The organism is Sinomicrobium soli (assembly GCF_003285545.1).
Lineage (GTDB): Bacteria > Bacteroidota > Bacteroidia > Flavobacteriales > Flavobacteriaceae > Sinomicrobium.
Genome location: NZ_QLNV01000005.1, coordinates 1 through 19322 on the forward strand (window position 1 = coordinate 1; position 19322 = coordinate 19322).

19 protein-coding genes and 2 tRNA genes are annotated in these 19322 nt (G+C 47.4%); 10 read left to right on the plus strand and 11 right to left on the minus strand.

What is annotated here, in order from left to right; all coding sequences use genetic code 11:
* Positions 1-227 precede the first annotated feature (227 nt).
* Together DN748_RS07485 and mce are read right to left on the minus strand one after the other, a co-directional pair.
* Positions 228-301: transfer RNA gene (locus tag DN748_RS07485), tRNA-Ile, on the minus strand.
* 65 nt (positions 302-366) lie between these two features.
* A complete protein-coding gene (gene mce / locus DN748_RS07490; RefSeq protein WP_112371174.1) occupies positions 367-804 on the minus strand; it encodes a methylmalonyl-CoA epimerase in 438 nt (145 codons plus the stop codon).
* A 209-nt stretch (positions 805-1013) separates the two neighbouring features.
* Between mce and rbfA the strand changes: the two genes are divergently transcribed.
* Together rbfA and DN748_RS07500 are read left to right on the plus strand one after the other, a co-directional pair.
* Positions 1014-1406, plus strand: a complete 393-nt coding sequence (gene rbfA, locus DN748_RS07495) for a 30S ribosome-binding factor RbfA (protein WP_112371175.1) — start codon at positions 1014-1016, stop codon at positions 1404-1406.
* Between the two features lie 64 nt (positions 1407-1470).
* Positions 1471-2679, plus strand: a complete 1209-nt coding sequence (locus DN748_RS07500) for an ABC transporter permease (RefSeq protein WP_112371176.1) — start codon at positions 1471-1473, stop codon at positions 2677-2679.
* Positions 2680-2706: 27 nt separating this feature from the next.
* Here DN748_RS07500 and dusB read toward each other — a convergent pair whose 3' ends face one another.
* On the minus strand, positions 2707-3699 hold the full coding sequence (gene dusB / locus DN748_RS07505; protein WP_112371177.1) for a tRNA dihydrouridine synthase DusB: 993 nt from the start codon (positions 3697-3699) through the stop codon (positions 2707-2709).
* A 220-nt stretch (positions 3700-3919) separates the two neighbouring features.
* Between dusB and DN748_RS07510 the strand changes: the two genes are divergently transcribed.
* The 4 genes from DN748_RS07510 to mtgA all read left to right on the plus strand — a co-directional run bounded on the left by DN748_RS07510 (position 3920) and on the right by mtgA (position 9215).
* Complete coding sequence (locus DN748_RS07510; RefSeq protein ID WP_112371178.1) at positions 3920-5350, plus strand: sulfatase family protein; 1431 nt, start codon at positions 3920-3922, stop codon at positions 5348-5350.
* A gap of 213 nt (positions 5351-5563) precedes the next feature.
* Positions 5564-7360 (plus strand): translation elongation factor 4, encoded by a 1797-nt coding sequence (gene lepA, locus DN748_RS07515; RefSeq protein ID WP_112371417.1) that lies wholly within the window; start codon positions 5564-5566, stop codon positions 7358-7360.
* A gap of 39 nt (positions 7361-7399) precedes the next feature.
* Positions 7400-8518, plus strand: coding sequence for an NAD(P)/FAD-dependent oxidoreductase (locus DN748_RS07520; protein WP_112371179.1), 1119 nt, complete (start codon positions 7400-7402; stop codon positions 8516-8518).
* Positions 8519-8534: 16 nt separating this feature from the next.
* Positions 8535-9215, plus strand: a complete 681-nt coding sequence (mtgA, locus tag DN748_RS07525; RefSeq protein WP_112371180.1) for a monofunctional biosynthetic peptidoglycan transglycosylase — start codon at positions 8535-8537, stop codon at positions 9213-9215.
* 15 nt (positions 9216-9230) lie between these two features.
* Here mtgA and DN748_RS07530 read toward each other — a convergent pair whose 3' ends face one another.
* From DN748_RS07530 to DN748_RS19070, 4 genes are all read right to left on the minus strand, one after another.
* Entirely contained in the window at positions 9231-9695 is a 465-nt protein-coding gene (locus tag DN748_RS07530) for a GNAT family N-acetyltransferase (RefSeq protein ID WP_112371181.1), read from the minus strand.
* 9 nt (positions 9696-9704) lie between these two features.
* Positions 9705-10142, minus strand: coding sequence for a ribose 5-phosphate isomerase B (rpiB, locus tag DN748_RS07535; protein WP_112371182.1), 438 nt, complete (start codon positions 10140-10142; stop codon positions 9705-9707).
* 558 nt (positions 10143-10700) lie between these two features.
* Positions 10701-10943, minus strand: a complete 243-nt coding sequence (locus DN748_RS07540) for a putative signal transducing protein (protein ID WP_112371183.1) — start codon at positions 10941-10943, stop codon at positions 10701-10703.
* Between the two features lie 54 nt (positions 10944-10997).
* Complete coding sequence (locus DN748_RS19070) at positions 10998-11159, minus strand: hypothetical protein (protein WP_161554499.1); 162 nt, start codon at positions 11157-11159, stop codon at positions 10998-11000.
* Positions 11160-11307: 148 nt separating this feature from the next.
* On the opposite strand from DN748_RS19070, the gene rnr reads away from it, so the two are divergent.
* The 3 genes from rnr to DN748_RS07555 all read left to right on the plus strand — a co-directional run bounded on the left by rnr (position 11308) and on the right by DN748_RS07555 (position 14963).
* Complete coding sequence (gene rnr, locus DN748_RS07545; RefSeq protein WP_112371184.1) at positions 11308-13503, plus strand: ribonuclease R; 2196 nt, start codon at positions 11308-11310, stop codon at positions 13501-13503.
* A 91-nt stretch (positions 13504-13594) separates the two neighbouring features.
* Positions 13595-14269 (plus strand): head GIN domain-containing protein, encoded by a 675-nt coding sequence (locus DN748_RS07550; RefSeq protein ID WP_112371185.1) that lies wholly within the window; start codon positions 13595-13597, stop codon positions 14267-14269.
* A 13-nt stretch (positions 14270-14282) separates the two neighbouring features.
* The gene (locus DN748_RS07555; protein ID WP_112371186.1) at positions 14283-14963 is read left to right on the plus strand and encodes a LysE family translocator; all 681 of its coding nucleotides are present in this window, start codon (positions 14283-14285) and stop codon (positions 14961-14963) included.
* A 52-nt stretch (positions 14964-15015) separates the two neighbouring features.
* On the opposite strand, the gene DN748_RS07560 is transcribed toward DN748_RS07555, so the two are convergent.
* Together DN748_RS07560 and folB are read right to left on the minus strand one after the other, a co-directional pair.
* Positions 15016-15086 (minus strand) — tRNA-Cys (locus tag DN748_RS07560).
* A 274-nt stretch (positions 15087-15360) separates the two neighbouring features.
* The gene (folB, locus tag DN748_RS07565) at positions 15361-15744 is read right to left on the minus strand and encodes a dihydroneopterin aldolase (protein ID WP_112371187.1); all 384 of its coding nucleotides are present in this window, start codon (positions 15742-15744) and stop codon (positions 15361-15363) included.
* A 280-nt stretch (positions 15745-16024) separates the two neighbouring features.
* Here folB and DN748_RS07570 point away from each other — a divergent pair, with 280 nt between their 5' ends.
* Positions 16025-17710, plus strand: coding sequence for a glutamine--tRNA ligase/YqeY domain fusion protein (locus tag DN748_RS07570; protein WP_112371188.1), 1686 nt, complete (start codon positions 16025-16027; stop codon positions 17708-17710).
* Between the two features lie 14 nt (positions 17711-17724).
* Here the strand turns inward: DN748_RS07570 and DN748_RS07575 are convergent, their stop codons facing one another.
* Both DN748_RS07575 and DN748_RS07580 read right to left on the minus strand, forming a co-directional pair.
* Entirely contained in the window at positions 17725-18141 is a 417-nt protein-coding gene (locus DN748_RS07575) for a GNAT family N-acetyltransferase (RefSeq protein ID WP_112371189.1), read from the minus strand.
* A gap of 213 nt (positions 18142-18354) precedes the next feature.
* The gene (locus DN748_RS07580) at positions 18355-19296 is read right to left on the minus strand and encodes an SPFH domain-containing protein (RefSeq protein ID WP_112371190.1); all 942 of its coding nucleotides are present in this window, start codon (positions 19294-19296) and stop codon (positions 18355-18357) included.
* Positions 19297-19322: the final 26 nt, after the last annotated feature.

Genomic DNA, 19322 nt, shown 5'->3' on the forward strand with positions numbered 1-19322 from the left:
GCTTTTCATTGTGACAGTTTGAATTTAAAGTTAGTAAATTCGAATTTAAAACTGTCCTATTTTTAGGGAAGCCTACAAGTTAAACTATGTAGATGAGATAAAAAATATGAAGTTCAATAAGCTCAATAACCGTAAGGGTTTCCGAAGAAGTTTGAGCATATATTAGAGCAAACAAAAAAGCCTTAAAAATACTTTTCTGATTTTTAAGGCTTTACAATTTATTGAGGTGGTCCCACATGGGCTCGAACCATGGACCCCCTGATTATGAGTCAGGTGCTCTAACCAGCTGAGCTATAGGACCCGCATTTTGCGGATGCAATATTACTACATATTTTGATTTGCTGCAAGCTTTTCCGGTTTTTTATATCAGCCTTCTTTTGCCGTTTTCCCGGCAGATCCGGGCCCTGAAATATCCTGGCAAAGCTCTATCAGTACTCCATTGGCATCCTTGGGATGCAGAAAAGCTACCTTCTTGTTATCGGCTCCCTGTTTCGGGGTCTCGTTCAATACCGTAAAGCCTTCTTTCCGCAACCTGCGGATCTCCGCTTCGATATCTTCCACATCAAAGGCAATATGGTGTATGCCCTCTCCCCTTTTTTCGATAAAACGGTGAATGGGGCTTTCCGTATTCGTCGCTTCCAGAAGTTCTATCTTGCTTTCGCCCACCCGGAAAAAAGAGGTTCTGACACCTTCGCTCCCTACTTCTTCGGTCTTGTAGGGAGGCACTCCCAGCAATTTGGTATACACGATATTAGACGCTTCTATACTGGCCACGGCAATGCCGATATGTTCTATTTTTCTCATGTTTCACTAATTTACGCAAATATATTCATAGCGATCCGAAATGCCCGGGAACCGCTGTCAAAAATGTGCTGTACCGTGCAATTTCAAAGCGTTCTTTGCGGGCTTTACGATTCATTTTCAAAAGAATTTTACCGGGCATCCCACCGGGATGATAGCGATTTATCCCCCATCCCTGGCCACGGCGTTACTGTATTTGCTATTTTTGCAGTATGGAAAGTAACAGACAAAAGAAAATAGCAGGGGTCATTCAGCGCGACCTGGCGGATATACTGCAGCGTGCTGCTACCGAAAACGGGATGCAGGGGGTATTGATCTCCGTGACCAAGGTATCGGTAACGACAGACCTCTCCATGGCCAGGGCATACCTCAGCATTTTCCCGAATACCAGGAGCAGCGAACTGATAGAAGGCATAAAAAACAACGGCCCGCTTATCAAGCACGAGCTGGCCCAGCGCACCAGGAACCAGTTGAGAAGGGTTCCGGAACTGGAATTTTTTATAGACGATTCCCTCGAATATATCGACAAGATCGAAAAATCGCTGAAGGGAACGGAAAACCCCATTCAAAATCCGGGAATGCTGGACAAAAGGAAAAAATCCTGATAAAACATGTTGACTTCACCCGGTAGACAACAATAAAAATCCATAAATACGGTTGCATAACACAGTGTACTTTCCGATATACATAGCCAAGAGATACCTGGTATCCAAAAGCAGCCAGAATGTGGTCAATATCATTAACCTGGTCACCTTTCTCGTAGTGGTTATCGGTGCGGCGGCGCTGTTTATCGTACTGGCGGCTTTCTCCGGATTAAAGACCTTTACCCTTTCTTTCAGCAATGCTTTTGACCCTGACCTCAAAATTACAAGCGATGGCGGCAAGTTTATATCCTTTACCGCCAAAGAAGAAGAACAACTGGCTGGTATAGACGAAGTGGTCTGGTATTCCAGGGAAATCGAAGAGCAGGTTCTGCTGGCCCATAAACAGAAAAACCACGTAGCCCTGATCAAGGGGATCGATACGCTGTATCCGCGGGTAGTGAAAACAGACAGCATCCTGTATTACGGCAACTGGTTCGACCGCGAACTCCACGAAGTGGTGGTGGGAATTGGTACGGCAAGCCTGTTAGGGCTGGCTTTAAATGACTACCAGTCCCCTTTGAGGTTACTGGTACCCAAACCCGGAAAAGGAAGCATTACTTCACAATCTACCCCCTACAATGAAGTGGCGGTAACGGTTTCCGGGGCGTATGCGGTGACCGAAGACCTGGACAGGAAATACGTATTCGCAGACCTGGAACTGGCACAGAAAATGCTGCATAAAAACCCGGAGGAAATTACCGGTATCAATATCAGGCTCACTCCGGGCGCCGACATTTCCCGGGTCAAATCGCAGTTGTCCGGGATTTTTGACGGAAAGGTCCTGGTCAAGGACCGTATCGAGCAGAACGATGCCCTCTACCGTATGCTCAATACCGAAAACATGGCCACATACCTCATCTTTACGCTGGTATTGGTCATCGCCCTTTTTAACGTGGTAGGGGCTATTATCATGATGATCCTCGACAAACGAAAGAACCTGAATACCCTGTTCAGCATGGGGGCCCCCCTGAAGCAACTGCGGCGTATTTTCTTTATACAGGGGGTTATGGTAGCCCTGGTAGGAGGTGTCATGGGCATTGCCCTGGGGGCATTGCTTACCCTTTCACAGATCGTATTCGGATGGCTTCTTATTACTCCCTCCCTGCCCTATCCGGTAGAAATTCACCTGCCTAATACCTTTATCGTATTCGGTACCATAATAGTCCTGGGGCTTATCGCTTCCTGGATAGCTTCCGGGCGTATTTCGGAAAAACTGATCAGGGAACAGGGATAAATAGGATTTTGGTAATCCCCTTCTCCCCTATACAAATTCGTGATCCGCGAATTTTTCCAGTACCTCGTCAAAGGCTGCAAAAACATCGGCGGCATCATCGGAGGTGACCATTTTCTGGCGGTATTCCTTAAAATGGGGAATTCCCTTGAAGTAATTGGTATAGTGCCTCCGGGTCTCGAATACACCCAGTTTTTCGCCTTTCCAGTCGATGGCCATGTTCAGGTGCCTCCGGGCAGCTTCCACCCTTTCTTCCATGGTCGGAGGCGCGGCATGCGTACCGGTTTCAAAAAAGTGTTTTACCTCCTTAAAAAACCACGGGTATCCTATACTGCCACGGCCTATCATGGCACCGTCCAGCCCGAACCTGTCGCGCATTTCCACCGCTTTTTCCGGGCTGTCCACATCGCCGTTGCCAAAAACGGGAATACGCATCCTCGGATTGTGCTTTACCTCGGATATGGGCCTCCAGTCTGCCTCTCCCTTATACATCTGTACCCGTGTCCTTCCGTGTATGGATATGGCTTCTATGCCCACATCCTGAAGCCGCTCCGCCACTTCCACGATCTTTACCGAATCACGATCCCACCCCAGCCGGGTCTTCACCGTTACAGGGAGCCCGGTACGCTTTACTATCGCTTCGGTAAGTTTTACCATAAGGGGTATATCGCGCAGAATACCAGCGCCGGCATTCTTACATACTACCTTTTTTACCGGGCAGCCGAAATTGATATCGATAATATCCGGGTTCGATTGCTCTACGATATCCACCGCCCGCAGCATGGAATCGAGTTCCGCACCGAAGATCTGTATCCCTACCGGACGCTCCTTTTCATAAATATCCAGCTTCTGTACACTCTTGGCCGCATCGCGTATCAGTCCTTCGGAGGAAATAAATTCGGTATATACCACATCCGCCCCCTGCTCCTTGCACAGCGCCCGGAAAGGAGGATCGCTCACATCTTCCATAGGAGCCAGCAAAAGCGGAAAAGCCCCTAATTCCATGTTACCTATCTTAACCACAATACTTTAGTTTATCGCGCTGCAAAGATAAAGCAAAATTTGCGAATGCTTCTATGAATGTATGAATCTTGACGGAGCACGAAGCCCGGAGCAGGATATGACCTCCGTGTGACTAACAAACTAAGAACTCCGAACTAACAAACTAACAACCAAATTCCCCCGGTTTTTCTGAAAAAAATCCTTAATTTGTTCTTTACTCTATGCAAAATTTCAATACATCATGTTAAAAAAGGTCCTGCTTTTCACCGTAGTTTTCCTCACCTTGTTGTCGTGCACAGAAAAAGAAAAAACGAAGGGGAACGATACCCCGCCCAACGTGATCATCATCTTTACCGACGACCAGGGGTATGAGGATGTCGGCTGTTTCGGATCTCCGGACATCAAAACCCCCAACCTCGACCAGATGGCGAAGGAAGGAGTAAAACTCACCTCGTTTTATGCAGCACAGCCCGTTTGTTCGGCATCCAGGGCAGCATTGCTCACCGGGTGCTATCCGAACCGGATCGGTATCCACAACGCCCTGATGCCGCATTCTCCCATAGGCCTGAACCCGCAGGAAACCACACTGGCCGATATGCTGAAATCCAATGGCTATACCACGGCCATTTACGGCAAATGGCACTTGGGTGACGATCCTGATTTTATGCCCAATAACCAGGGATTTGACGACTTTTTCGGGATTCCCTTCTCCAACGATATGTGGCCCAATCATCCGCAACAGGGCACCGTATTCGATTTCGACCCGCTGCCGTTATACGAAAACGAAACGGTGATCGATACGCTTGAAGAGCAGTCCATGCTCACCACGCAGATCACGGAAAAAGCGGTGGATTTTATCGGAAAAAACAGGGAAAATCCCTTTTTTCTCTATGTAGCACATCCGCAACCCCATGTACCGCTATTCGTCTCGGATAAATTCCGCGGCAAATCGGAAAGAGGGCTCTACGGCGATGTCATCATGGAAATAGACTGGTCGGTAGGCGAAATACTCCGTGCGCTCGAAGAACAGCAACTGGATCAAAACACCCTCGTCATCTTTACTTCCGACAACGGCCCGTGGCTCTCTTACGGCGACCACGCCGGTTCGGCATACCCGTTTCGCGAAGGAAAGGGGACTTCCTGGGAAGGCGGACAGCGCGAGCCTTTTATCGCCAGGTTCCCGGGCAGATTACCGGAAAACAGGACCATAGGCACCCCGGTCATGGCGATCGACCTTTTTCCTACCATTGCATCCGTAACAGGCGCCAGGCTGCCCGAACACAAGATCGACGGGAAAAACGTATGGGACATCCTCACGGGGAAAACAGATGAAAATCCGCACGAAGCCTATTATTTTTATTACAAGGTCAACGAACTGCACGCGGTGCGCTACAACGACTGGAAACTGTACTTTCCTCATCGCTACCGAAGCATGGAAGGGCAGGAGCCGGGCAGGGGAGGGCAGCCCGGAGCGTACAGACAGGTAGACCTCAAAGACATGGAACTGTACGACCTGGCCGCCGATTCTTCGGAAACCCGTAATGTAGCGGAAAATCATCCGGAAATCGTGGAGAAAATGGTGGACCTGGCCAATGCCAAAAGACAGGAACTCGGGGACAACCTCCTCGGGATCGAAGGAAAGGAAAACCGCACGCCGGGTAAAGTCAAATGATATTTGTCCTGGGGGGTTACCGGTTAGGCCGGTGGCTGAGTGCCCGAGCGCAGCTACGGGTGTATCGAAGCCACCGGGTTGCAGGTACTACGAACTAAGAACTAACAACTAATATAAATCCGGAATCCCCGAAAATAAAATTATATTTGCAAATTAAACCTGTCCTGAAAACCGGGCGCTATTCCGGATAATCAGCGACCTATAATGTTTGCTATGAAGCACATCCGGAATTTTTGCATTATTGCCCATATAGACCACGGGAAAAGTACCCTGGCCGACAGGCTGCTGGACTATACCGGATCGGTAACCGAACGGGAAAAGCAAGACCAGTTACTCGACAATATGGACCTGGAGCGCGAGCGCGGGATTACCATCAAGTCGCACGCCATACAGATGGAATATGTTCACCAGGGCGAAACCTATATCCTGAACCTGATAGACACTCCCGGGCACGTGGATTTCTCGTATGAAGTATCCCGTTCCATAGCGGCCTGCGAGGGGGCATTGCTCATCGTGGATGCCGCACAGAGCATACAGGCACAAACCATATCCAACCTCTATCTCGCGCTGGAAAACGACCTGGAGATCATTCCGGTACTGAATAAGATAGACCTTCCCAGCGCCAATCCGGAAGAAGTTACCGACGATATCGTGGACCTCCTGGGCTGTGACCCCGAAGAAGTGATCCCGGCCAGCGGAAAAACCGGGCTCGGTGTAGACAAAATACTGGAAGCCATTATAGAAAGGGTACCGCCGCCGAAAGGAAATACGGACGAACCGCTGCAGGCCATGATCTTCGATTCGGTATACAACCCTTTCAGGGGCATTGAAGTGATCTTCAGGGTGGTAAACGGGGAGATCACCAAAGGCCAGAAAATAAAATTCATGGCGACCGGCAAGGAATACTATGCCGATGAGATCGGTACGCTCAAACTGACACAACATCCGAAACAGGTGATCAGAACAGGAGATGTAGGCTACCTCATTTCCGGGATCAAGGAAGCCCGGGAAGTGAAGGTAGGGGATACCATCACCGATGCCAAAACACCTACGAAAAACATGATCGCCGGTTTCGAGAACGTAAAACCGATGGTCTTTGCCGGTATTTACCCGGTAGACACCGAAGATTACGAGGAACTGCGCGCTTCGATGGAAAAACTGCAGCTCAACGATGCTTCCCTGGTATTTACGCCCGAAAGTTCCGCGGCACTGGGATTCGGTTTCCGCTGCGGTTTTCTCGGTATGCTCCATATGGAGATCATCCAGGAACGCCTGGAACGGGAATTCGATATGACGGTGATCACTACGGTACCCAACGTGTCGTACCTCGCTTACAGCAAAAAAGAACAGGATACCCCGATCGTGGTTAACAATCCTTCCGACCTGCCCGACCCGTCCAAAATGGACCGGGTAGAGGAACCTTATATCAAGGCCACCATTATTACCAAGGCCGATTTCGTAGGCCCGGTTATGAGCCTTTGTATCGACAAAAGAGGCCAGATCACCAACCAGACCTATCTCACTCCCGAACGGGTGGAACTCACTTTCGATATTCCGCTGGCAGAGATCGTTTTCGATTTTTACGACCGCCTGAAAACCGTTTCAAAAGGTTACGCTTCCTTCGACTATTCGCCTATAGGAATGCGCACCTCCAAACTGGTAAAAGTGGATATCCTGCTCAACGGACAGTCTGTAGACGCACTTTCCGCACTCATTCACGCCGACAATGCGTATAACATCGGTAAAAAAATGTGCGAAAAACTCAAGGAACTCATTCCGCGTCAGCAATTCGACATCCCGATACAGGCCGCCATAGGGGCAAAGATCATTTCCCGCGAAACCATTAAGGCTTTGCGTAAGGATGTTACTGCCAAGTGTTACGGGGGAGACATCTCCCGGAAGCGGAAACTGCTCGAAAAACAGAAAAAAGGTAAAAAACGCATGCGCCAGGTAGGTAATGTGGAAATACCCCAGCAGGCATTTATGGCCGTACTGAAGCTCAACGATTAAAATACGGCCCCGTATATACATTTTGAATACCCGATCGATATGGAACTCTCATACTGGGAAAAATCGGAATGGATATCCGATACCGACTTTACCATAATCGGCAGTGGCATCACCGGGCTCAACTGCGCCCTGGCACTCCGGGAAAAATACCCGGAGTCCGGAATACTTATCCTGGAAAAAGGGATACTCCCCGAGGGGGCCAGTACCAAAAATGCCGGGTTTGCCTGTTTCGGAAGTATTTCGGAGCTCCTGGACGACCTGAACCACAGTTCGGAAGACGAGATGGTAACCCTCGTCGAAAAACGCTGGAAAGGGCTGCAAATGCTCCGGGAGAATGTCGGTGACGACACTATGGAATACCACCAGTACGGCGGACAGGAACTGTTTACGAAAGATGACCGCCACGGGCTGTATGAAAAATGCCTCGACAACATCAGCCGGATCAACAAACTGTTGTACCCCGTTTTCAACCGGGAAGTATTTTCGGTGAGAGACAATATATTCGGGTTCGGACAGGTGCGGGAAAAATATATTTATACCCCGCTCGAAGGGCAGATAAACACCGGTAAAATGATACAGGCCCTGCTTAAAAAATGTGCCGTAAAGGACATTCGTATACTGCAGGGCATCGAAGTAAAGGAGTTTGAAGATACCGGAAGCGGGGTTTTTGTAAAAACCTCACGCTTCGGTCTCCGCACACAAAAACTGTTCGTGGCCACCAACGGTTTCTCTTCAAAGCTGATACGGGAGGACGTCGTGCCCGCCCGGGCACAGGTACTTATTACCAAACCCGTACACCATCTCCGGATCAAGGGTATTTTTCACCTGGACGAAGGATATTACTATTTCCGGAATGTAGGGAACAGGATACTCTTCGGAGGCGGAAGGAACCTGGACATTCCGGGAGAAACCACTGTGGAATTCGGGGAGACCCCGCTCATACAGGATCGCCTTGAATACCTGTTGAAAACCGTGATTCTTCCCGGGGTCCCTTATGAAACGGAACAGCGGTGGAGCGGGATTATGGGAATGGGGAAGCAGAAAATACCCATCGTAAAAAAACTGTCGGACAATGTCTGTTGCGGGGTAAGGCTCGGCGGTATAGGGATCTCCATCGGTACCTGGACAGGCCGGGAACTCGCAGCGCTTGCAGATTAGGTAATTTATAAATGATATGCTGAAAAAAGCAATACGATTTATCACTAAATGTATTTTCTGGTTTGTCGTGCTCTCTGTTTTCCTGGTATTGCTGTACAAATGGTGCCCGGTCTATATGACGCCCCTCATGCTTATACGGAGTGCGGAACAACAGCTGGAAGGGAAGACCGTGGTGATGAAACACCAATGGGTGCCCATGGAAAAAATATCCCGGAACATGCAACTGGCCGTAATTTGCAGCGAAGACCAGAATTTCACCAGCCACAACGGTTTTGACTTCGAGGCCATAGAAAAAGCCTACAAAAACAATTTGAAAGGAAACCATATCCGCGGTGGCAGTACCATAAGCCAGCAAACCGCCAAAAACGTATTCCTGTGGCCCGGCAGGACCTGGCTGCGAAAGGGCCTGGAAACCTACTTTACCTTCCTGATAGAATTGTTCTGGAGCAAGGAACGCATCCTGGAAGTATACCTCAATTCCATAGAAATGGGCGATGGCATTTACGGGGCCGAAGAAGCTGCCGTGTTCTGGTTCAATGTCCCTGCCGAAAACCTCAGCAAACCACAGGCCGCGGCCATGGCCGCCATATTGCCCAATCCTACGGAACTCATGGCCAATCCCCCTTCGGACTATATCGGGGACAGGATAGACTGGATAGTCCGGCAAATGGGATTTTACGGCAGGCTGGAACTGTAATTATACGGTCTTTGCCTAAAAGTCATGCTTTGCCTGTGGTACCCGTATCATTGCAATATGGGGTATACCGTCTTCCAGGTACCCTTCGCCCTCCTGTTCAAAACCGTGTTTTTCATAAAACCGGACCAGGTATTCCTGGGCCGATATCCGTATCCTTTTTTCAGAAAAATGATTTGCAATTGCAGTTATGGAAGCCTTTATAATATCATGCCCGTAGCCGTACTGCCTGTAGTTGCCTTTTACCACCACACGCCCTATGCTTGCCTCTTCAAAATACATTCCCGGTCTAAAAATACGGGTATAGGCCACCACCTCATCACCCTTTTTCCCGATAAGGTGCAGGGCCCCGGAATCCCTACCGTCGATATCCTGGTATACACAGTCCTGTTCCACCACAAATACCTCCGACCGCAACCGGAGTATATCGTATAATTCCCGCAGGCTGAGTTCGTCAAATGATTTTACCGAAACCGAAAGCATAAGCCGGAGTTATGAACAGCCCGTCGGGATCTTGTCTACACGATTCTGGTGCCTTCCGCCTTCAAACCTCGTATTGAGAAAGGTCTTTACCATATCCAGCGCCTGCGGCAGGGAAACAAAACGCGCAGGGATACTCAGTACATTGGCATTGTTGTGCTCCCGGGCCAGCTGGGTTATTTCCCTGGTCCAGCACAGTGCCGCGCGAACTCCCTGGTGCTTGTTGGCGGTTATCGCAGCCCCGTTACCGCTTCCGCAGATAATAATCCCCAGATCGGCATCTCCCTTTTCCACATCGTCAGCCACCGGGTGGATAAAATCGGGATAATCCACGCTGCTCTCCGCATCCGTACCGTGATTGGTTACCGCAATCCCCATCTCTTCGAGAAACTCCTTTACTGCAAATTTATATACAGTGCCCGCATGGTCGTTACCTATGGATATTTTCATGGCGTATACGTTTATATAATAGCTATGCAAAGGTACTAAATAAGGCTTTTGAACTGCTATAAACAGCCTTGTTAATTTGATTTTATAATGATTTAATACTGAATTAATTATATCTTAACAGTAGGTGTTGATATTTATGGATTATAATCTCACAAAATAATTTGCATATATCGGAAGATATTGCAATATGCTTTTTTATCTGAAGAAAGCAAGCGGATTCTTTTAAAATTTCCCGGCCGGTTATCAAGATACAAAACCCGGTTATCAACAACTGTCAACAGTCTTATTTATCAAAAAAATACCGTTATTCACTGTTGTTGACAACTGTTAATTACTTTCCGGTTACACATAAAAATGAAAGGGTTATCTCCGGTAAAAGCTGTTAATTACCCGGTATATTTTTTAATAAGAGGGGAAGTCAAGCTTTTCCCGGAAATTTTACGCTACAAATCAACAGCCTATAATAACACATCAAAAAATATTTTTTTAAAAAAGAATTTATAATGATAATGTTAACTGTTGTTAATTATTTCGCACTGAAAAGAAAATAAATATTTCTCAAACGATCCGCATCGAGGTACCCTTATCGTCGAACTCCCTGAGGATCTCGAGTACGGCTTCGGCATCTTCACGGTGCACCTTCAGGCGTATTCCGCCCAGGGCGTTGGAGTAGAAAGGCGTCACATTTACCATGGTCTCGTTCTCGAAGACATGAGGAATTTCTGCGTCTTCCAGGACAAGGCGAAGCACCGCGTATTCATAGGGGTACGTAAAGGTCGCAACGGTTACGAATTCTTCCATGAAGTTAATTCTTGGTTAAGTTCGTATAAAAATAGAAAAATTGACGGATATTTGCTACGAATAAAAGGAGATATGCAGTGGGGATCCCGTTGCAGTTTGTTCTTCCCTGTTGTGCTCTTTCTTCTCCAGGGCACAGTCTATGTAAGTGGTAAATGATACTATCCCTGCAATGAATATGAAGAAAAATACTATGGTGATGTGATATGCCTTTTTCATTTGGAATTAGTTTAAGCAAGCTCTTATTAAACAGACGTAAAGAAGGACAGATTGTTACAGCTGGGTTTAATTAAATTTTAACTTGTGCACTTCCACAGTGTTACTTCGATTATTATTTGTACTTTTCGAATTAAATAGAAACGATTATATGTCAAGAAAGAAAAAACGTGCTGAGAAGCACAAAAAAAATGAAATTACCAAGGGAATATTTTCAGTACTCGAAAAGAGTCCCGAACAATCATTCAACTATAAACAAATAGCTTCAAGACTGGGGATTACCGATGCGGGCGGACGAAATCTTCTCATAAAGAAACTGGTAGAGCTCAGGGAAAAGAAATCCGTTAAGGAAGTAGAACGCGGAAGATACCAGGCTATCCCGTCGCTCAATTATTTTACGGGAATTGTGGATGTTACGGGCCGGGGAAATGCCTATGTGGTGTGTGAAGGACTGGAACAGGATGTTTTTGTACCGTCTAACCTGCTCGGAAAAGCCTTGCATGGCGACGAAGTGGAGGTGTATGTTTTTCCCGGACGACGGCGGAACGGAAAGAAACTCGAAGGGGAGATCACCAGGATCATTTCCAGGAAAAAGACTGCTTTTGTGGGAGTCGTGCAGATGCAGAAAAATTTCGCTTTTGTAATACCTTCCGATTTCCGGATGTATACCGATATTTTTGTACCCAAAAGCAAGATAAACGGTGCCGAACATGGCGACAAAGTGCTGGTGGACATCGAAGACTGGCCGGAAAAGGCCGATTCTCCTTACGGAAGCATACAAAAGGTTTTCGGAAAACCCGGGGAGCACAATACCGAAATGCACGCCATCCTGGCCGAATACGGCCTGCCTTACGCTTTTCCGGAAGAGGTGGAGCACTATGCCGATCAGCTGGATACTTCCATTACTCCCGATGAGATAAAGAAACGCCGCGATATGCGTGACATACTTACCTTTACCATAGACCCGGCAGATGCAAAGGACTTCGACGATGCCCTGTCTTTCCGCGTGCTGGATAACGGGAATTTTGAGGTGGGGATACACATTGCGGACGTATCGCATTACGTCAGGCCGGGAAGCATTCTCGACGAAGAAGCGTATAACCGGGCTACTTCGGTGTACCTGGTAGACCGGGTAGTGCCCATGCTGCCCGAAATACTGTCGAACAATGCCTGCTCGCTGCGGCCCAACGAAGAAAAATATACCTTTTCGGCAGTTTTTGAAATGAACGGAAAGGGAGAGGTGCTCGACAAATGGTTCGGGCGTACCGTGACCTATTCCGACAGGCGGTTTGCCTATGAAGAGGCCCAGGCCATTATCGAAAGCGGGGACAACCGGGTGCCGGAAGAGGCATCGCTTACCGGTAAGGCTTACCAGGTGGAGCAGGAGGTGGCCGATGCCATTCTGAAACTGGATGAGATGGCGAAAGTGATGAGGGTAAAACGGATGGGACACGGTGCTATTTCGTTCGATAAGGTAGAGGTAAAGTTCTTCCTCAACGAAGAGAACGAGCCCACCGGGGTCTTTTTCAAGGAGGCCAAAGATGCCAATAAACTTATCGAGGAGTTCATGCTGCTGGCCAATCGTAAGGTAGCGGAGTATATCGGAAAGATGAAACCCCCGAAAACTTTTGTATACCGGGTGCACGACGAACCGGATGAGGATAAACTGATACAGCTGCAGGGCATTATTTCCCGATTCGGATATTCCCTTGACATGAAGAGCAAAAAGACCATTACAAGCTCTTTAAACAAGCTTCTCGGGGATGTTCAGGGCAAGAAGGAGCAGAACCTGGTCGATACCCTGGCCATACGCAGTATGAGCAAGGCGGAATACACCACGCACAATATCGGGCATTACGGACTGGCTTTTGACTATTACACACATTTTACCTCCCCCATACGCCGGTATCCCGACGTTATGGTACACCGGCTGTTACAGCATTACCTCGACGGTGGCGAATCGGCGAAAGAGGAAACCTACGAAGAAAAGTGTAAGCATTCTTCCGGTATGGAAAGCCTTGCGGTAAATGCCGAAAGGGATTCTGTCAAATACATGCAGATCAAGTTTATGGAGGAACACAGGGACGAAGAGTTTGTCGGGGTTATTTCCGGGGTTACCGAATGGGGTATTTACGTGGAGATTATCGAGAATAAATGCGAGGGCATGATCCGCACCCGTGAGATTAAAGACGATTATTATGTGTTTGACGAAAAACAGTACGCCCTGGTGGGAGAAGTGACCAAAAATATGTACCAGCTGGGCGATGAAGTGATTGTAAAAGTTAAGAGTACCGACCTGATAAAACGCCATCTTGATTTCGAATTGCTGGGAAAAGCCGAAGATTAGCGGTATATTTGGAATGGTTATTGAACACTGTTTTTGTGTGTAACGGGTTAGGGTTTGGCCCGCCGGACCCTAAGATTAAAATAATGAGTTTATGAAACGCATGTTTTTTGTTGTGGTACTGTTGGTCGGTACCTGCACTTTTGCTCAGGAGGGCATTACGAAGGAAACCGGAAAATTTGATGAGGTAAAGGTATTCGACGGTATCTCGGCGCAACTCTTTCCTTCGGGGGAGAACAAGGTGGTGATCTCCGGGGAAGATGCAGAGTCCGTGAACGTTGTGAACAACAACGGGGTCCTCAAGGTACGTATGAATTTTGATAAATCATTCAACGGGCATAAGACATTTGTCGAAATACATTACAACCAGAAACTGAGCCTTCTCGATGTCAATGAAAATGCCTTTATAGGTGCCCCTGAGCCCTTTAAACAGATAGACCTGGAGCTCAGGGCCCAGGAAGGGGGAGAAATAGATATTACAGTGGAGGCAGACAAGCTGAAATCGAGAGCGGTAACAGGTGGCATCCTTACCGTGAAGGGAAAAGCCAAAAACCAGGAAGTCAGGATCAATACCGGGGGAACGTTTAACGGAAGTACCCTGGAAACCGAACAGACTACCATAAACCTCAATGCCGGGGGCAATGCCGGTATCAATGCCTCGGAATACGCAGAAGTAAAAGTGAAAGCCGGGGGAACGGTTAAGGTTTACGGTAATCCGAAAGTACTGGACAAACAAACATTTCTGGGAGGAAAAATCATAGAGGAATAATCAAAGTAACGTAATGCAGGATATTCTCGCTGCCATTCCGTGGGGTATTTTACTGGCTTTTACCATAGGGCCCGTGTTTTTCGTACTGTTGGAAACCAGTGCCATCAAGGGAATAAGGGCCGGCATTGCGTTCGACTTGGGAGTGATTACCAGTGATATTGTTTTTATCCTTATCGCGTATTTCAGTACCAACCAGATCCTGGAAAAACTCAAGGACGATCCCGCACTGTTTATTTTCGGGGGGGTACTGCTGCTGTGTTACGGTATTATTTCCTTTCTAAAGATACGGCGGGAATATCGCAGAAGCGCACATAATCTCGATGATTTTACCATTTACCGGAAAAATTATGCAGCACTGTACATGAAAGGGTTCCTGCTTAATTTTATCAATATAGGCGTCCTCGGCTTCTGGCTGGGGATTATCATTGTTTTCGGACCCAAACTGGATATGGAACCCAGGCGGATCATTACCTTTTTTGCTACTATTATTATCACTTACCTGGTCATAGATTTTATCAAGATCGTCCTGGCCAAACAGTTAAAAGGCAAACTTACGGCCTGGCGTATCTACAGGATAAAGAGGGTGATAAGCATCGTGCTGATGGTTTTCGGTATAGCACTGGTTATACAGGGATTGTTTCCCGGTGAAAAGGAAAAGATCAAGGAAGCTATCGAGGATATCAGGAATAAGTAGTTGTGTGTGAAACAAAAAACGCCTCAGGATACTACCATGAGACGTCTTTTTGAGGCACCGAGCGGATTCGAACCGCTGTACAAGGTTTTGCAGACCTCTGCCTAGCCACTCGGCCACGGTGCCTTGTACCGGACGGCAAATCTACTAATTTATTTTTTAAATCGGATAAAATAATAGGGTCGAATTCTTTTCGGTCTCATCCGGAGTCGGGAGTTGTCATTCCAACTGTAGCGCTTTGTCATTCCGACGAGAGGAGGAATCTCCTTTTTGCCATTATGCTGTTAAAGATCCTTTGGGCTTGGCCGGAGATTCTTCACTGCGTTCTGAATGACACTTATAACTAAAAACTAATAAACTAAATTAACCCAATAACCAGTTTTCCCTTCTCCCTGATAGGCTATAATTGGGTGGGGTCACTGTAATCACTGCGATGCAGGGTCATGGCTATGGTTACCATTTCCACGTTGCCCCCTATGGGCGGATTGATCTTGGAGACTTCTACCGAAGCTTCCTCGGCGATGTCTATTTCGTTAAAAATGCGTTTTATTATACGCTTGCACACTTGTTCGAGAAGCTTGGAACGGATGGCCATTTCTTCTTTAACAATTTGGTTTACAAGTACGTAATCTACAGTGTCCTTCAGGTGGTCTGAGGTGGCAGAAGGCTGCAGGTTGGCCGTGACCGATACGTCTACCCGGTAATCACTGCCTATTTTCCCTTCTTCCACCAGGCATCCGTGATAGGCGTATACACGAATGTTCGTAAGTTTTATGATTCCCATGGTTTTATGGTGTCAATTGATGTTTATGGCGGTGCTGTGTGGTACCACGATGCAAAAGTAAGGCTATTACGGGCAAAGACAAAGTATAATGTGTCAATATGCCCCTCGGATGATGTGAAGGGATCTTATGTTCTGATGGCGGTTATACGGGAACTGCCTTATATATTTTATAGGGAGTATGAAGCCGTGAATTCAAATCGTTGACGTATTTTTGCAGTCTGAAGGCCGGGGGTCCGTATATTTTAAATTGCACCCGGTGCGCAAAAGAAATGCAACTGTTATGTCGGAAAAAGAAAGATCGTTAAATTTTATAGAGCATATTATCGAAGAAGATCTTGGGGAAGGATTCCCGAAAGACAAGCTGAGGTTCCGCTTTCCGCCGGAGCCTAACGGTTATCTTCATATCGGGCATGCCAGTTCCATCTGCCTGAATTTCGGACTGGGACTGGATTACAAGGCTCCCGTAAACCTGAGGTTCGACGATACCAACCCGGAGAAGGAAGAACAGGAATATGTGGATGCCATTAAAAAGGATGTCGAATGGCTGGGCTTTAGATGGGACCGGGAGTGTTATGCTTCCGATTACTTTCAGCAGTTGTACGACTGGGCCGTGGTGCTTATAGAAAAGGGAAAGGCCTATGTAGACAGCCAGACTTCCGAAGCGATTGCCGCACAGAAGGGAACGCCCGTAAGGGCAGGAGAGGAGAGCCCGTACCGGGACCGTTCCGCAGCGGAGAACCTCGACCTTTTCAGACGAATGAGAGCCGGAGAGTTCGAATCGGGAACTCACGTATTGCGGGCAAAAATAGATATGGCGTCTTCCAATATGCTTATGCGCGACCCGGTGATGTACCGCATCATGCACAAACACCATCACCGTACCGGTAACGAATGGCCGATATATCCGCTGTACGACTGGACACACGGGGAAAGTGATTATATAGAACAGGTGTCCCATTCGTTCTGTACCCTGGAATTTGCCATGCACAGGGAATTGTACGAATGGTTTCTCGATAACGTATACGAAACGGGAAGAGTAAAGCCAAAGCAGCGTGAATTTGCGCGTCGTAACCTCAGTCATACCGTGGTGAGCAAACGGAAACTGCTGCAACTGGTCAAAGAAGGCGTCGTTTCCGGCTGGGATGATCCGCGTATGCCTACGATTTCCGGTTTGAGGCGAAGAGGGTATACCCCGGAATCCATACGCAATTTTACCGGCACTATTGGTATAGCCAAAAGGGAAAATCTTATCGATGTGTCGCTGCTGGAATTCTGTATCCGCGAAGATCTCAATAAGAAAGCCCCCAGGGTAATGGGCGTGCTGGACCCGGTAAAGGTAGTGATCACCAACTACCCGGAAGGGGAGGAGGAATGGCTTGATGCGGAGAATAACCCGGAAGATGCAGGGGCAGGATCGAGAAAAGTTCCCTTTTCTCGGGAGATCTATATCGAAAGGGAGGATTTCCGGGAAGAGGCAAACAGGAAATTTTTCCGCCTGAAACTGGGAGGTGAAGTGCGACTGAAGAATGCCTATATCATAAAGGCAGAGGAAGCGGTTAAGGATGCCGGAGGCCATATTACCGAGATCCGCTGCACTTACGATCCGCTCAGCAAGAGCGGAAGCGGTACCGAAGAGAGTATGCGCAAGGTAAAGGGAACCCTGCACTGGGTGTCTGTAAAGCACGCTGTGGAAGCGGAGATCCGTATCTATGACAGGCTGTTTACCGACCCGGAACCGGACGGACATAAAGATAGGGATTTTATGGAATTCGTCAACCCTGATTCGTTGGAAATTACTACCGGCTACCTGGAACCGTCACTGGAAAATGTAGTGGAAGGGGAGCAATACCAGTTCCAGCGACTGGGATATTTTTGTGTGGATAAGGATTCCGGATCCGGTAAGTTGGTATTCAATAAGACGGTGGGATTGCGGGATAGCTGGGCTAAATTACAGGATAAGAATTAAATAGTTTCTGATTATCAGATCACTATTTTCTCCATAATAAGTTCGGATTGTGTCGTAGTACGGAATCCGAATTTTTTATATAAGCCGTGGGCATCGAGTGTCTTGAGCCCCCATTTCTCTATTCCGGAAAGTTCGGGATGTGAGATGATATCTTCGAGCAGCATACGCCCGAGGCCGTTTTTCCTGTACCCGGGAATGATAAATACATCCATGATCCACGCAAATACCGAATAATCCGTAACCACACGGGCAAAACCTACCTGTTGCCCGTTGTGGGCATACACTCCGAAACACATGGAATGTGCAATTGATTTTTCTATGGTATCGCGTTTTCTTCCTTTGGCCCAATACGACCTTCGGGCCAGAAAATCTTCTATAAGATCCAGGTTAAGCCTGGATTTGTCGGTAGAAACATAATAATCGGGGTGCACGGTATCTGATTAAAATTATCTATTGTAAATACGAGTCTAATTTACAAATTTTATTATAGTTAAAAATTATCGTATCGTAAAATGACATCATTGTAATTAATAAAAAACGACCTTCACAGCGTTATGTATGGTGAAGATCGTTTTTTATCTGGTATGTTCCCTCACTTTCAGTAAAAAACTTCGGGAAAACGTCTTATTTGCCTTTTTTGAATGTTATTCCTGCTTATCGGTTTTGTTACCGTCCTTTTTGGTGGTTTTCTTCATGGCTTCACCGATCTGGTTACTCGTGGCAAATGCGGCCACCATATTGTTGAGCATATCGGTTCCGGCCTGGGGAGAGTTGGGAAGGAGAATAAGGTTGCTGTTGGTTTCTTCTCCTATCGATTGCAGGGTGTCGTAATGCTGGGTCACCACAATAAGAGCAGAGGCTTCCTGTGAATTGATACCTACCCTGTTCAGTACTTCTACCGACTCTTCGAGACCTCTTGCGATCTCCCTGCGCTGGTCGGCTATACCCTGTCCCTGCAGCCGCTTGCTCTCGGCCTCAGCCTTGGCTTTTTCCACGATCCGTATACGTTCGGCATCACCGTCGAACTGGGCTGCGATCTTTTCGCGCTCGGCAGCGTTGATACGGTTCATGGCCGACTTTACCTGGGCATCAGGATCGATATCCGTAACCAGGGTCTTGATAATATCGTAACCGTATTCCAGCATGGCTTCCTGTAATTCCCCTTTTACCGCAATGGCAATATCATCCTTTTTTACAAAGACATCATCGAGTTTCATTTTCGGTACTTCGGCGCGAACCACATCAAAGACATAACTGGTGATCTGGTCGTGCGGATATTCGAGTTTGTAAAAGGCTTCGTATACCTTATCGCGGATAACGACGTATTGTACCGATACTTTCAGTTTTACAAACACATCGTCCAGAGTCTTGGTCTCGACAATAACATCGAGTTGCTGTATCTTCAGGCTCAGTCTTCCCGCTATACGGTCTACCAGCGGAATTTTCAGTTGCAGTCCCGAATGGCGTATGCTCTGAAAACGTCCGAACCGTTCTACCACCACAGCAGTCTGCTGTTTGACAATAAAAAATGACGAGATAAAAATAATGATCCCGAAAAATATCAAAGGATAAATGAAAATACTCATAGGGCTTTATTTTAATGGATTAATTT

Coding starts and splice junctions, on each gene's coding strand:
- rbfA (WP_112371175.1), top strand. CDS start 1,014: ATGGAAAGTAACAGACAAAAGAAAATAGCAGGGGTCATTCAGCGCGAC.
- folB (WP_112371187.1), bottom strand. CDS start 15,744: ATGGGAATCATAAAACTTACGAACATTCGTGTATACGCCTATCACGGA.
- rnr (WP_112371184.1), top strand. CDS start 11,308: ATGTCAAGAAAGAAAAAACGTGCTGAGAAGCACAAAAAAAATGAAATT.
- DN748_RS07510 (WP_112371178.1), top strand. CDS start 3,920: ATGTTAAAAAAGGTCCTGCTTTTCACCGTAGTTTTCCTCACCTTGTTG.
- DN748_RS07540 (WP_112371183.1), bottom strand. CDS start 10,943: ATGGAAGAATTCGTAACCGTTGCGACCTTTACGTACCCCTATGAATAC.
- rpiB (WP_112371182.1), bottom strand. CDS start 10,142: ATGAAAATATCCATAGGTAACGACCATGCGGGCACTGTATATAAATTT.
- DN748_RS19070 (WP_161554499.1), bottom strand. CDS start 11,159: ATGAAAAAGGCATATCACATCACCATAGTATTTTTCTTCATATTCATT.
- DN748_RS07520 (WP_112371179.1), top strand. CDS start 7,400: ATGGAACTCTCATACTGGGAAAAATCGGAATGGATATCCGATACCGAC.
- DN748_RS07570 (WP_112371188.1), top strand. CDS start 16,025: ATGTCGGAAAAAGAAAGATCGTTAAATTTTATAGAGCATATTATCGAA.
- mce (WP_112371174.1), bottom strand. CDS start 804: ATGAGAAAAATAGAACATATCGGCATTGCCGTGGCCAGTATAGAAGCG.
- DN748_RS07555 (WP_112371186.1), top strand. CDS start 14,283: ATGCAGGATATTCTCGCTGCCATTCCGTGGGGTATTTTACTGGCTTTT.
- DN748_RS07580 (WP_112371190.1), bottom strand. CDS start 19,296: ATGAGTATTTTCATTTATCCTTTGATATTTTTCGGGATCATTATTTTT.
- DN748_RS07530 (WP_112371181.1), bottom strand. CDS start 9,695: ATGCTTTCGGTTTCGGTAAAATCATTTGACGAACTCAGCCTGCGGGAA.
- DN748_RS07550 (WP_112371185.1), top strand. CDS start 13,595: ATGAAACGCATGTTTTTTGTTGTGGTACTGTTGGTCGGTACCTGCACT.
- lepA (WP_112371417.1), top strand. CDS start 5,564: ATGAAGCACATCCGGAATTTTTGCATTATTGCCCATATAGACCACGGG.
- mtgA (WP_112371180.1), top strand. CDS start 8,535: ATGCTGAAAAAAGCAATACGATTTATCACTAAATGTATTTTCTGGTTT.